Origin of the sequence: Corynebacterium sp. P3-F1 (genome assembly GCF_030503635.1) — a bacterium.
Classification (GTDB): domain Bacteria; phylum Actinomycetota; class Actinomycetes; order Mycobacteriales; family Mycobacteriaceae; genus Corynebacterium.
Genome location: NZ_CP129965.1, coordinates 997,843 through 1,010,863, shown reverse-complemented (window position 1 = coordinate 1,010,863; position 13,021 = coordinate 997,843). Strand labels below are relative to the sequence as shown.

At 64.0% G+C, this 13,021-nt stretch carries 13 protein-coding genes; 6 read left to right on the top strand and 7 right to left on the bottom strand.

Annotated elements, in window-relative coordinates:
- Positions 1-46: 46 nt before the first annotated feature.
- Both QYQ98_RS04800 and QYQ98_RS04795 read right to left on the bottom strand, forming a co-directional pair.
- Positions 47-1,057 (bottom strand): glutamate ABC transporter substrate-binding protein, encoded by a 1,011-nt coding sequence (locus tag QYQ98_RS04800; RefSeq protein ID WP_302007617.1) that lies wholly within the window; start codon positions 1,055-1,057, stop codon positions 47-49.
- The gene (locus QYQ98_RS04795) at positions 1,057-2,700 is read right to left on the bottom strand and encodes a hypothetical protein (RefSeq protein ID WP_302007616.1); all 1,644 of its coding nucleotides are present in this window, start codon (positions 2,698-2,700) and stop codon (positions 1,057-1,059) included. Before QYQ98_RS04795 ends, QYQ98_RS04800 begins: the two co-directional genes overlap by 1 nt.
- A 150-nt stretch (positions 2,701-2,850) precedes the next feature.
- Between QYQ98_RS04795 and QYQ98_RS04790 the strand changes: the two genes are divergently transcribed.
- From QYQ98_RS04790 to QYQ98_RS04780, 3 genes are read left to right on the top strand one after another with little or no spacing between them, the layout of a single operon-like run.
- Complete coding sequence (locus QYQ98_RS04790) at positions 2,851-3,315, top strand: NUDIX domain-containing protein (protein ID WP_302007615.1); 465 nt, start codon at positions 2,851-2,853, stop codon at positions 3,313-3,315.
- Positions 3,308-4,363 carry an ABC transporter ATP-binding protein gene (locus QYQ98_RS04785; RefSeq protein ID WP_302007614.1) on the top strand — a complete coding sequence of 352 codons (1,056 nt, stop codon included), beginning with the start codon at positions 3,308-3,310 and terminating at the stop codon, positions 4,361-4,363. The genes QYQ98_RS04790 and QYQ98_RS04785 overlap by 8 nt, the downstream gene beginning before the upstream one ends.
- Positions 4,356-5,111: an ABC transporter permease gene (locus tag QYQ98_RS04780; RefSeq protein WP_302007613.1), complete on the top strand. Its 756-nt coding sequence runs from the start codon at positions 4,356-4,358 to the stop codon at positions 5,109-5,111. The genes QYQ98_RS04785 and QYQ98_RS04780 overlap by 8 nt, the downstream gene beginning before the upstream one ends.
- 328 nt (positions 5,112-5,439) lie before the next feature.
- On the opposite strand, the gene QYQ98_RS04775 is transcribed toward QYQ98_RS04780, so the two are convergent.
- The 4 genes from QYQ98_RS04775 to QYQ98_RS04760 are packed head-to-tail and all read right to left on the bottom strand — an operon-like array spanning position 5,440 to position 9,446.
- Positions 5,440-7,044 carry a phosphatidylserine/phosphatidylglycerophosphate/cardiolipin synthase family protein gene (locus QYQ98_RS04775; RefSeq protein ID WP_302007612.1) on the bottom strand — a complete coding sequence of 535 codons (1,605 nt, stop codon included), beginning with the start codon at positions 7,042-7,044 and terminating at the stop codon, positions 5,440-5,442.
- Complete coding sequence (locus QYQ98_RS04770; RefSeq protein WP_302007611.1) at positions 7,041-7,823, bottom strand: exodeoxyribonuclease III; 783 nt, start codon at positions 7,821-7,823, stop codon at positions 7,041-7,043. Before QYQ98_RS04770 ends, QYQ98_RS04775 begins: the two co-directional genes overlap by 4 nt.
- Before the next feature lie 28 nt (positions 7,824-7,851).
- On the bottom strand, positions 7,852-8,877 hold the full coding sequence (locus QYQ98_RS04765) for an N-acetyltransferase (protein ID WP_302007609.1): 1,026 nt from the start codon (positions 8,875-8,877) through the stop codon (positions 7,852-7,854).
- A complete protein-coding gene (locus QYQ98_RS04760; RefSeq protein WP_302007608.1) occupies positions 8,877-9,446 on the bottom strand; it encodes a peptide deformylase in 570 nt (189 codons plus the stop codon). Before QYQ98_RS04760 ends, QYQ98_RS04765 begins: the two co-directional genes overlap by 1 nt.
- Positions 9,447-9,468: 22 nt before the next feature.
- On the opposite strand from QYQ98_RS04760, the gene QYQ98_RS04755 reads away from it, so the two are divergent.
- From QYQ98_RS04755 to QYQ98_RS04745, 3 genes are all read left to right on the top strand, one after another.
- On the top strand, positions 9,469-9,687 hold the full coding sequence (locus QYQ98_RS04755) for a DUF3263 domain-containing protein (RefSeq protein WP_302007606.1): 219 nt from the start codon (positions 9,469-9,471) through the stop codon (positions 9,685-9,687).
- Between the two features lie 395 nt (positions 9,688-10,082).
- Positions 10,083-11,333 (top strand): LytR C-terminal domain-containing protein, encoded by a 1,251-nt coding sequence (locus QYQ98_RS04750; protein WP_302007605.1) that lies wholly within the window; start codon positions 10,083-10,085, stop codon positions 11,331-11,333.
- 130 nt (positions 11,334-11,463) lie between these two features.
- Positions 11,464-12,600 (top strand): glutamate--cysteine ligase, encoded by a 1,137-nt coding sequence (locus QYQ98_RS04745; RefSeq protein ID WP_302007677.1) that lies wholly within the window; start codon positions 11,464-11,466, stop codon positions 12,598-12,600.
- A 41-nt stretch (positions 12,601-12,641) separates the two neighbouring features.
- Here QYQ98_RS04745 and mnhG read toward each other — a convergent pair whose 3' ends face one another.
- A complete protein-coding gene (gene mnhG / locus QYQ98_RS04740) occupies positions 12,642-13,019 on the bottom strand; it encodes a monovalent cation/H(+) antiporter subunit G (protein WP_302007676.1) in 378 nt (125 codons plus the stop codon).
- Positions 13,020-13,021: the final 2 nt, after the last annotated feature.

Sequence of the window (13,021 nt, the reverse complement as noted above, 5' to 3'; positions counted from 1 at the left end):
GTGCGGTCGGGGTCAGTCACGGGTGGTCTCCTTTCTGGATCGGGTCTTAGCCGAGATCCGGGGCAGGCTCGTCGGGGCGGTAGAGGGGGGAGGGAGCCGATCTGGCGTCGATATGCGGTCTGAGCCAGCGGTTGAACATGCCGTCCCAGGTGCCGTCGCGGCGGATGCGTTCGAGGGTGGAGTTGACCTGGCGGGTCAGGCCGTCGTAGCCCTTGGGGATGCCCACGTAGTACTGCTGGTTTGCCACCGCCTCGCCGGTGACGGTGGTGAGGGGGTCCTGGGCGGCGGCGCCGGCGAGGATGGTTTCGTCGCCGAGGATGGTGCCGGCCTGGAACTGCTGCATGGCCATGAGGCAGTCGGTCCAGGTGCGCGTGCGCAGAATTTCTTGGTCGGGAAAGGTCTGGCGGGCCATGTCGACCACGTTGGAGCCGTCGGCCACGCAGATCCGCTCGTCGGTGATATCGCTCGTGGAGGTGATGCCGGATGCGGTGGGGACGAGCATGCGCACGCTGGAGTCGAGGTACGGGGCGGAGAAGTCGATGGCCTCGAGGCGCTTCTTCGTGATCGACATGGTGCGCACCACAATGTCCACTTGCCCGGACACGATCGCTTCGGTGCGCATGGTCGAGTCGATGAAGCGGAAGTCCACCTTGTCCGGGTCGCCGAAGATATCGCGGGCGATTTCGCGGGCCAGGTCCACCTCGAAGCCTTTGAGCTCGCCCGTGGCGTTGTCGCGGAAGCTGAGCAGGTACTGGGACTGGTCCACACCCACAATGATGCGTCCACGCTTATATATGTCGGGGATGAGCTCCTCCGCCGGTTCATTCACGGGGCGTAGCGAACCGGGCCAGTCGGGGTCCTCAGCCGTTTCACCGGGAGACTCGCCGGGAGCGTCGAGGACCGCGCCGGGCGGAAGCAGCTCAGAGTGGGTGACCTTGTCGCTCTCCGGTTCCTGCGGCGGTGGGGGAGCAGGGGTGCACGCAGCCACCGGAAGAGCGGCGGCGAAGGCGAGGCAGAGGACGGGCAAGCGGTGGCGCCGGAAAGCGCTGCGTTCCATCACAGGTACTCCTGGATTCGGGGGCGGGCACCGACGAACATCATCACGATAGCCAGCAGCATCAACACCATGATGCCGGTGGACACCCCACGGGCGGTGCCCAGAGTCTCATTGATGTGGCTCCGTTGCACGAGGCGGGAGGAGGAGATGAGGTTGGCCAAGGATTCGTCGAGAAGCGAGAAAGATGTCGCCGTGGTCTCCTCCGCACTCTCCTCGCTGTCGTCGCTGGCCTCGCTGGCTTCGCTGGCCTCGCTGGCCTCGCTGGCAGCGAGCGTGACCGCGCGGTCGTACTGGCCGGTCTGGAGCGCGTTCATCATGCTCGTGTGCGCGCGGATCCAGCTGGTCAACGCGGTGCGGGCGGTTTCCACCTCGTTACTTTCCGCACTGCTGCGTACCGCATCGAGCGCATTCGACACCTCCGCCGACGTGTCGTTCATGGAGGTGTTCGCGCGCTGCGTGTTGCGGGTAAGCAGAGTGATCGTCTCAGCCGTGCGCATTTCCTGAGCAGCCGTGCGCGCGTTGGTCAGCTGCTCGTACGGACCCGCGGCACTCGAGAAATCGTTACGCCCCGCGTCCCACGCTGCAATATTGGACGCGCCCAGCCACACGATTGCAGCGAGCGTCAGCACCGTCGCCGCGAGGAAACCCTTGTTCAGGCGGCGGCGGAACATACGCCACAACGCCCACTGCGCCGCCGCCAACGCGATCAACGCGGCGAGCAGGCCCGACAGAGGCACGAGCTGCGGGCGGGACAGACGCTGCATCTCTTCTTCCACCTGGTCGCGCGTGATATCCAGGATCACCTGCGCTTTCAACAGCATCGTCTCGTGCATGAGCCCGCTCGCCTGCGACATGTACGCCACACCGAGCGGGTTGCCCACGCGCTGATTCGCCTGCGCGCGTTCCATCAAGCCCGTGTACTGCGGAATCAGCCGCTGAATCTCCCGCACGAGGTCCTGGACCTTCTCCGTGTCCTCCGCCCGCGTTTCCACACTGCCCCGCAGCACCTCATCCGCCGCGACCACCGCCGCGTCGATCGCATCGAGATACTCGCGGTGCGACGCCGCCGTTTGCAGGCCCGGCTGCACAAACGACGTCGTGGCCAACGTGTCAGCCTGACTCATGCTCATATACAGCGTGTGCGCCGAATTACTCATCGGCTCCGTCGCATTCAATAACGTCTGCAAACCCGCCTCACGGTTCGCACCCGCCTGCGACGCCGCCGACGCCCCAGCAAACAGCAGAAGCGTCAACGCCAACATCATTAGCAAGAGCTTGCCGACGGTCGTCCTCACAAACCCCCACGCATCCCCCACCCAACGACTCGTGCCGCCCAAGGAATTCGCGAACCACTCACGCACGCCCCGTAGACCCTTCTGCTGGGGCGTTTCCTCCAGCAGATCAAGCCACGCATCCTCGCTCTCCGCCACATCCGGGCGGGCCTTGGACTTCCGGGGTGTGAAGCGGGGCAGTTTCACTCGGGTGCTGTTACCCTCGACGGAGCTCTCAACGGGTCTGGCAGCGCCCGCATTTTCAGCCGGGACGACCCCGCGCGCGGAGGCTTCAGCGCGGACCTTTAGCGCGCGGTCCTTTGGAGCGTCCGCGGCTGCTACCGCCTTCTCCCGCTCCTGTTCCCGCGTCATTGCCCCAGAATAGCGCACCGCCTGACCACCACTGGCTGGTTCCGCCTGCGAGCTGGGGCCGCCCCACGCTGCCCAGTGCTTTCCCGCGCCGCCCCACGCTGCTCAGCGCTGTCCCGCGCGATGGTTCACACGGCCGTTAGACTGGTGCCCATGGAAGGTGACGGCAACGGCTGGGTCGACGGCCCCGGCGGCAAGCGGGTGTGGGGCAAATACGGTGCGGCGGGATTGTTCCTCCGCGCCGGGGACACGGTGCTGCTGCAACACCGGGCGCACTGGGTTGCCGATGGCGGAACCTGGGCGCTGCCCGGCGGCGCACGCGATTCGCACGAAACAGCCGTGGAGGCCGCCCTTCGGGAGACGGTGGAGGAGTGCGGGATCGACACCTCCCTCGTCGAGGTGGAAAAGGAGCTGATCACCGCCGGTGAGGAACCCGGCTGGACCTACACCACCGTCATGGCGCACACCACCACAGACCAACCCATTGATCTTGAACCCAATGCCGAATCTATGGAGCTTCTGTGGGTTCCCCTGGGGGAAATCAGGGAGTATGAGCTGCACCGGGGGTTTGAGTCGTCGTTAAGCGTGCTTTTGTGGCACGCTAAGGCGCATGATTGAGGTACAGAACCTGACCAAACAATATGGCCAGGTCCGGGCGGTCGACGACCTCACGTTCCGGGTGGAGCCCGGCGTGGTCACCGGCTTCCTCGGGCCGAACGGCGCTGGCAAATCAACAACAATGCGCATGATCCTCGGCCTAGACACGCCCACCGCGGGCACCGCGCTTATCGACGGCGCACCCTACCGCTCCCTCCCCCAACCCCTCCGCAAAATCGGTGCGCTCCTGGATGCTAAAGCAATCCACCCGAACCGCTCCGCCCGCAACGCTCTGCTGTGGCAGGCGCAGGCCTCGGGCATCGAGACCTCGCGTGTCGACGAAGTTCTCGACCTCGTCGGCCTCACCTCCGTAGCCAACAAGAAAGCCGGCGGATTCTCCCTCGGCATGGGCCAACGCCTCGGCATCGCGGCCGCCATGCTCGGCGACCCCGAATACCTAATCCTCGACGAGCCCGTCAACGGCCTCGACCCCGAAGGCATCCGCTGGGTCCGCGAGCTCCTGCGTCGCTTCGCCTCCGAAGGCCGGACCGTCCTGGTGTCCTCGCACCTGCTCGCCGAGATGGCGCAGACCGCCGACCGCCTCGTCGTTATCGGCAAAGGCCGCCTCGTCGCCGAGGGCTCGGTTCATGACTTCATCAAACAGAACTCCGCCGTCACCACCATCGTGCGCACCCCGCACCTGGACCAGTTCGCTGCTGCCCTGGGCTCCGAAGGCATTGACTTCACCCGCGCCAACGACCCCGACGGCCGCCCCGTGCTCGAGATCCCCAGCCACTCCTCCGAAGACATCGGGCCCCTCGCCTTCTCCACTGGCGTCATGCTCACCGAACTTTCCGAGCGCCGCGCCTCCCTCGAAGACGCCTACATCCGCCGCACCGAGGGCGCTGTCGAGTACCAGACCGGCCCTGCCTCTGCTGCGCCCGCCGGCCCCTCGGCACCCACTGCCGGTTCCAACGCGTCGTCCACGAACGCGCCGGGTAGCTTCACGCCCGCCACGCGCCCCGCTTCCGGTTCCTCCGATTCCATGACGGGAGATCACCGTGCTTAATACAATGCTTTCCGAATGGACGAAACTCCGCACCACCAGTTCATTCTGGTGGACATCCGTGCTCGCTTTTGTGTTCTCCATCGGGTCCACGATCTTGATGGCAGCGCTGGATGATCCGGCCTTTCCCACGTACGGCGGGGCGATGGCCATCGCCGGCTTCACCACCTTCGGGCTGATGACGTTGATCATCCAATCAGTCATGATGGTCACCACTGAATACCGTTTCAAGGTGAACTCGACGAACTTCGCTCTGACACCGAACCGTTGGCAGGTCGCTCTGTCGAAGTTGCTGGTCTACGGTCTCTACGCCGCTGTGTTCTCTTTCGTGACCATCTTGGTGTGCTTCATCGTCGGTGACCTCATTGCCGCGAACCCCATTGAATGGACGGACAATCCCTTCGTCACTCGTTCCCTCTGGGCGATTCCGCTGAGCACGTTCTTGGCGGTAATGTTCGCTCAGGGTATTGGCTGGATTGTGCGCGCAACTGCTGGTGCCATCGCGATCTATCTGGGTTGGCAATTGGTTCTCGAGCCTTCGCTCGCATTGATTCCTCGCATCGGCCGCGACATCCAGACCTACGCGCCGTTCACCAACCTGACGTCCTTCATGCAGAACTTCCAGAACCCGGGTGTCGAACCCGGCGTCAGCGAGCCCTTGTCCCTCTGGGCTTCGTTCGGACTTTTCGCGGTGTGGGCGGTTGTGCTGTACATCATCGGGGTGATGCTGCTGGAGCGCCGCGATACCTAAGCTGGGCCCGCGAGCTGACACCCGCTGACCTCGCTTGCTCGGCTGAGCAGATTCACCTGCGGATGGGATGATCCCTCCGCAGGTTTTCCTTTTTTTTGAGGGGCCATTCCTCGCTGGTATCAGCTCCACGCGTGTTCCGAGGGTCGTCCGGTGAATTTGTTTACATCGACGGCACTAAAGGACCGAGACCAAAACCTTTCTAGCTGGTGTTATAAGCGCTCATGTATGTGGGAAATGTAAACAAATTCACCGGCTGGTCCGCACCAACGATCGAGGGGGAGGTCCGCGGCGAGTCGGTTGCGGGCTGGCGCCGGAAAAGCGGGCTGAGCTATTGCAGCGCGGACGTTAGCTTCAAGACGTTGTCGATGTAGCGGCGCACCCAGGAGCGCTGGCTCCACTCCTCGAGAGTCAGCTCATGAGAGACGGATAGGTACGCGGCGGCGAGATCGCACAGGTCGGTGATGAGCGGGCCGTCGAGGATGAAGAGGCTGTTCTCGTAATTGAGGGAGAACGACCGCATGTCCATGTTGGAGCTGCCCATGATGGCGATCTCGTGCATCTCATCGTAGGTAGCGGGGGAGGAGATGGTGGACTCGGGAAGGTCAGATGAGGGGGAGTGGGAAGGGGAAGAGGTAGAGGGAGAGGAAGGGGAAGGTGAGGAGGGGGAAGCGGGCGAGGAAGGGGCGGACCAGGCGACGGGGTCGGCGATGGCGAACTTGGAGTGGAGGACGTAGGGGGCGGGGAACTGCCAGATGTGGACGCCGGCCTCGAGAAGCTGCTGGTAGTAGGCGGATTGGGCGTGCTGGACCATGAACTGGTCGGCTTTCTCGCCGACGAGCAGGTCGACGCGGACTCCCCGGTAGCAGGCGGTGGTGATGGCCTCGAGCATGGAGTCGTCGGGGACGAAGTACGGGCTGCACAGCACGAGTCGTTCGCGGGCGTGGTGGATGAGGGTGTTGAACATCCGCAGGTTGGGCTCGGTGGTGTAGCCGGGGCCGGAGGGAATGAGTTGGCAGATGTTGGGGTCGTCCAAGGGTTGGGGGGATGAACCGTAGGGCGGGGTGATGTCGATGAGTTCGCCGGATTCGGTGTACCAGTCGACGGCGAACATGGACTCCAGCGAGGCGACGATGGGGCCGGTGAGTTCGACGAAGGAGTCGACCCACTGGCGACCCTTCTTGACGTGGCTGCGCATGAGATAGGACCGGTCGATGAGGTTGAAGGAGCCCATCAGGGCGACACGGTCGTCGATGACGATGAGTTTGCGGTGGTTGCGCAGGTCGGGCCGGCGGAAGCGCCACTGCAATGGGAGCAAGGGGAGCATGAGGTGCCATTGGATTCCGGCGGCGGTGAGCTTGCGTTTGAAGCGGCGGAAGCCGGGGTATTTCTGGGAGCCGATGTGATCAAAAAGCACACGGACATCCACGCCGCGGGCGACGGCGCGTTCCATCGCTTCGAAGACGGGTGCGGTGGTGTCGTCCCAGGCCTGGGCGTAGATTTCGATGTGGACGTGGGAGGTGGAGGCGTCGATAAGCTCGGCGATGCGGAGCATCGTTTTCTGGTAGTCGCTCCACAGTGCCTTGGCGCGGCCCTCGAGCGCGGGGAAGCCGGTAAGTGTGCGGTTGAGGTGCGCCATGGACACCACGTCGCGGCTGAAGCGCACGCCGTCGGGGACGTCGGGAATGCCGGCGTGGACGTCGTTGATCTCGTCGTTCGCTCCTCTTTGGATGCGGTGGCGCCGCCGCGACAGGTAGGTGGAGCCGAAGAAGAAGTACAGCGGCAGGCCCAGAAATGGGATGAGGAGGATGATCAGCAGCCACGCGTTGGCGCTGGATGGTTTGCGGTTTTCGGGGATGACACCGATCACAGCGAATTTGATCGTGTAGTCCACGACCATGAGGATCAGTTGCCAGGTGGAGAGGTCGGGGATCATCGGACGTCGTCGATAAGCATGCGCGTCACGTCGTAGTCCGCGACGACGGGTGCGTGGTCAGATGCGCCCTTGCCCTCGCGCTCTTGCTTATCGACGAACCCCCTCCCCTCAAGCCCCGACAACTGGAAATCGATGAGCATGCCTTCATTCTTTTGAAAGCGCATCGCCTTGTAGTCCCAGTAGGAGTAGGGCTCCTCGTGTTCTGCGGGGGTGAGACCGGACTCGAGGAGGTTGTCGAAGGCCGCGCGCTCTGGCTCCGTCACGTGCGTCTTGCCTTCGAAGAACGCGCGGTTCCACACGTCTTTGTCGGTGGGGGCGATGTTGTAGTCGCCGCAGAAGACCTGCGGGGTGCCCGGCTCGACAGCGTCGGCGAGCCGCCACAAGAATTCGAGTTTGTAGTCGTAGTGGCGGTCGCCGATCTCCCGGCCGTTCGGGATGTAGAGGCTCCAAATGTCCACCCCGCCGCAGGCCGCACCCACCGCGCGGGCTTCACGTTTTTGTGGAGCGTCGGGGTCTTTGTCGAAGCCGGGCTGGTTAGGGAAGTGGTCCCGCACATTGTCCAGTCCCACCCGCGAGATCAGCGCGACCCCGTTCCACTGGTGGTAGCCCACGTGAGCGACCTCGTAGCCTGCAGCCTCGAAGACAGAGTAGGGGAATTTATCGTCCGAGCACTTCGTTTCCTGCATGGCCAGAACGTCGATGTCGTTGCGTTCCAGAAACGCGACGGCGCGGTCTGTGCGGGTCCGCACCGAGTTGATGTTCCACGTGGCAATCCGCATGCGCTCTACCCTAGATCACCCGGGGCACTCAGTCTTTGAGAGTGGCGTAGCGGTGGCGGTGGTGCTCCACGAACCCGAGCTTGTCGTACAGCCCGATCCCGGCATCGTTGCTGGCCAGGACCTGCAGGTATGCATCCGTGGCGCCGTGGGACGCGCCCCAGTGCAGCATCCGTCTGCCCAGCTTCGTGCCGAGCCCTTTGCGACGGTATCCCGGCGCCACCTCCACCGCCGAGTAGCCCAGCCACACACGGCCGTCGTCGGAGGAGGTGATGGTGCCGCGGGTGATGGCGACGGTGCGGCCGGCGTGTTCTCCGGTTTCCGCGAGCAGCCGGCCGAAGCCGAGCTCCCCGTCGATCTCTTCCGCCAGTTCTTCCAGGGCTTCCGGGGGCAAGGGTTTGCCCCGGAAGTGGTACATGGCCAGCCAGTCGTCGTCGGGGATGGTGTCGAGGCGGAAAGTGAAAGTCGGGGTGGGGTGGTCTGGGTTTGCGGGATCAGTGGGATTGGCCAGGTCGGGGAGGTCGGTCAGGGACCGGGTCATGGTGATGATCTCCGGACCCAACTCCCACGCGTCGGGGTTACGTTCCACCAGGTGGAGGGCAGGTTTACCGATGCGCTCCGGGATCAACAACTGCACCGGCATCCCGCGGGAGCGGTAGAACTCGGTGATCGCATCGATCGGAACCGGCTGTAGACCTGCAGAGTGGCCGATTGGGGTGGCGCTGTTGGACCGCTCGGTGATGGAGGAGCCGGAGCGGGCAAGCCAGGCGTCGATAAGCGAATGCTCCTGGCCGGGGAACGCGCGGGCCGTGGCGGTCTCGACGGCGCGGATGTCGCTGTTGCGGATGCGGCGCGGGCTGAGGCGGCGTATGACTTGGATGTCGCTCGCGGGGATGGTCAGTGCGGGCGCGTCCGATGGGAGGCCGCCGACCTTCTGCGGGCGGATGACCAGCGGGTCGAGTGCGACGACGTGCCCGATGACGTCCGTGGCGTGGTTGCCGTAGCGGCGGCGCACCACCACCCGGTCGCCCGGCGAGATCGGCTCGGTGCGGAACACTAGTGGCCGAACGGGTCCGCGTCCACGCCGGGCATCCAGGTGTTGCCCGCGTGATCCCAGCCGTTGCGTTTGATGGCGCGCTTGGCTTCGCGCTTGTAGCGGCCTGTGAGAACATCCAGGTAGACGTAGCCATTTAGGTGGCCAACCTCGTGCTGCAGGCAGCGCGCGAAGAAACCGGTGCCTTCGACCTCGATCTCATTGCCGTTTTCGTCCAAACCCGTCACCTTCGCCCAGTCCGCGCGGCCGGTAGGGAAAGACTCGCCCGGAACAGACAGGCAGCCTTCCTCGTCGTCGCCGTCGTCCTTCGGCATGGTCCTCGGGATCTCCGACGTCTCCAGCACCGGGTTGATCACCGTGCCCCGGCGCATCGTGTCCCCGTCCGGGCAGTGGTACACGAACAGGCGCTTATTGATGCCAATTTGGTTCGCCGCCAGCCCCACCCCGTTTGCGGCATCCATCGTCTCGTGCATATCCGCAATCAGGTCTTGCAGTTCCTCCACCGGCTCCGTCACCGGTTCCGTGGGCGTATGCAGGACGGGGTCGCCGTAAATGACAATCGGTCGGATCATTACCTCAGTATAGGATCGACCCGTGGATTCCTTTGACTTAGCCGTTCTCGACTTCGCCGGCCGCGCGCCCCGCAGTCTCGGCGCCCGCGAAGACGCAATCCGCACTGAGCTGGGGATTTCGCCCTTCCGGTACTACCAGCGCCTGAATGCGCTGATCGATTCTCCCGAAGCGCTCGCCGAGCGGCCGCAGCTCGTGCGCCGGCTGCAGCGCATCCGCGAGCAGCGCGTGCTCGGGGGATAGGTGTGGTTCTGTTTCGGTTTCGCGTGGCGCTGGCACCGAAAAAACGCGAACGGTAACAAACAAGCGGTAACAATGCTTCCGCGCTGGCTTTTATATCCTAGAGCGTATACGTAAAAGGTCGGGGTTACCGTTTGATAGTTACCGTTCAGTAGCTACCGTTTGCGGTTCCCCGGCACCTGGACTGTTCGCCGCCACTGCCTTAATGCCTTTACTTAATGCCTTTAGCCGCGCGGGGTGCCCGGAAATCGCAGCAACTATGCAGCGCATAGTTACAGTCAAACTGTCGTGTGGCCGCGTGAAAACCCAGCAGCTATGCAGCGCATAGTTGCCGCAGGCTCGGGATTCCCGGCGCGTCGTGCGAAGAATCGCCACTCGGGCACATTAGGGTGACGGCTGTGACTAATGTGAATCCTGGTAACCGTGACCCGCGTAAAGGCCGTCTCGGCGGCTCCCGCAAGTTCTTCAGCCGCGACAAGAGCGACGACCTACTGCAGGACCGCGACGACTTGGCGGATAACCTTGCACAGGACCCAGCGGCGGAACGCTACGAAACCGCCGGCGACGGCACTTTCGATGAGGCTCTCGACGAATACTACGACTCCCGCAGTGAGGGCGACTTTGTGCAGGAGGAGACAGCACCCCTCGGCAAGCACCACCGCCGTGAGAATGAGGTGGCTGGACTCGCCGACGACGACTATGTCGAGGTGGTTGACGCGGATCCGGCTGAGACCAAGTACCGCGATTTCGACGCTCCCGCCGGCACCTCGGACGCCTACTACGCCGAGGGGTACGGATCCGATCCCGGAGCCTACGAAAACTACGAACACTACGAAAACAATGAGGCCTATGGCGGCGGCGAAGGCGATTACCGCGACTACGAGGGCTACGACGACCGCGCTGCGGTAGTTGCCCCAGCAGCGGCAACAGCCAAAGAAACCGGGGCAGCATCTACAAGGACCAGTGCAACTGCCGGCGGCTCCAGCTCTGCGGCTGCTGCAGGCGGCGTGCCCAAGCGGGGACTGGCCATGATCCTCATCGCTGTTGCACTTCTTCTTGCTCTGTGGGGCGTATACGCCATGACCAAGGGCAGCTCAGATAATCAGGCGGCCAACGACCCGGCGAACCAGTCCGCGCAAGACGCGAATACCCCGAACGGCCAGGGGCAGAACGGGCAAGGCCAGGTCGGCCAGAACCCGAACGACCCCAACGCGCAGGGGCAGCAAGCTAGCGGCCAGAACCCGAACGACCCCAACGCGCAGGGTCAGCAAGCTAGCGGCCAGAACCCGAACGGTCAGAGCGGCGCGGCCCCGGCGGGGGCGAATAGGCCGATGACACCCGAGAACCAGACGGTCAACGTCTACAACAACTCGGCGATCAACGGCTTCGCCGACCAGGTTGCTGGCCAGGTGGGGGCGAAGGGTACGAAAGTCGGTGAGGTGGGAAACATCCCAGGCGAGGCTGTGACCTTCGAGCAGAACACTGTGCTTTATGACCCAGCGACGCCGGATGCGGAGCGATACGCACGTGAGCTGGCGGACAAGGTCGGAGGCGTCGCTGTGCCGGCGGACGACCGCATTCCGGCTGCGGCTCGCAAGCCGGGCTCCCTGACACTGGTGCTGGCGGAGAACCGTCCGGTGAATATTTAAGGCACACCGGCCGACACGTACGAGGCAACAGGCGCTGAAACTAAACCATGGACCGTCCCCGCACTGATTTGCGCGGGGGCGGTCCATGCCGTATTCAGAAGTAATGACTCAGCCAGCAAACCAGGCAGTGATGGACCCGTTCAGGGACTTCGCCCGTTCGGAGGGCCCTAGCCTGGGCGTGGAGTGGGAGATCGCTCTTGTTGACCCGGAGACGCGGGATTTGGTGCCGTGCGCGGCAGACGTCATCGAGGCGGTGGAGCAGCGGTGGCCGGAGACGCATCTGGAGAAAGAGTTCCTGAAGAACACCATTGAGCTGGTCACGCCGGTGTGCCGCACGACGGGTGAGGCGATGGCGTACCTGGGGGAGACGAAAGACAAGATCCAGCAGGTTGCCGATGAGAAGGGTCTGCAGCTGTGGGCGGGCGGGGGCCACCCGTTTGCGGACTTCCGCACGCAGCCGGTGGGGGATAAGCCGACGTACACGGAGATCATCAACCGCACTCAGTACTGGGGGCAGCAGATGCTTCTGTGGGGCACGCATGTGCACGTGGGCATCCGGCACGAGGACCGGGTGTGGCCGATCATCAACGCGGTGATGACGAAGTACCCGCACCTGCTGGCTATTTCGGCGTCCAGCCCGGCATGGGAGGGTTTGGACACCGGTTATGCGTCGAATCGCACGATGCTCTACCAGCAGCTTCCTACCGCAGGCATGCCGTACCAATTCGGTAGCTGGCAAGAGTGGGTGCAGTTCATGCGGGACCAGACAACGTCCGGCGTGACGTCGCACACGGGCAGTATGCATTTCGACGTCCGCCCCGCCGCCAAATGGGGCACCGTCGAGGTGCGCATTTCAGACGCAGCCACGAACCTGGAGGAGCTCGCGGCCGTCGTCGCGCTGACACACTGCCTCGTCGTGCATTACGACGAAATGATCGACCGTGGTGAGGAACTCCCCACCCTTCAGCCGTGGCACGTGGCGGAGAATAAGTGGCGCGGCGCCAGGTACGGTCTCGAGGCCGAGGTGATCACCAGCCGGGAGACAGATGAGCGCCTGGTTACGGATGAGCTGAGAGACATGGTGGGGGAGCTGCGGCCCGTCGCTAAGCGTCTCGGCTGTGTTGAAGAGCTGGAGTTAGTGAACAAGATCGTGGACAACGGCGCGGCATACCAGCGGCAACGTGCGGTGCACGAGGCGACGGGTAGCTGGGTTGGTGCGGTGGACCAGGCGGTGGCGGAGCTGCGCGCCGGGCACCCGAGCGCCTAAAACCCGGCCGTGAAAGACCCGGGCGCAGACAGCGCGTAAACCTACGAGTTCCGGTGCAGGTCGCCGGGGTGCTCGTTGACGGACATTTCGTCCTCGTCTCCGTAGAGGCCCTCGCGGCGGGAGACGCGGCCGAGACGCTGCGCGGTGACGGGGTTGGTCATCAGCGCGAAGAGGACGAGCAGGAAGAGCATGCCCACGTCGCCACGCTGGCCCACGTCGAAGTGCTCGGAGCCGGTGAGGCGGAAGATCACGCCGAGGATCACCATGATGAGGCCAACGGTCTGCGGCTTTGTCACGGCGTGGATGCGTGAGAGGGTGGTGCGGAATCGCGCGATACCCACCGACGCGAAGAAGACTTGTAGCGCGCCGATGACGATGAAGATTAGTGACAGGACGTCGGAGATGTATTCCCAAGTCAGAG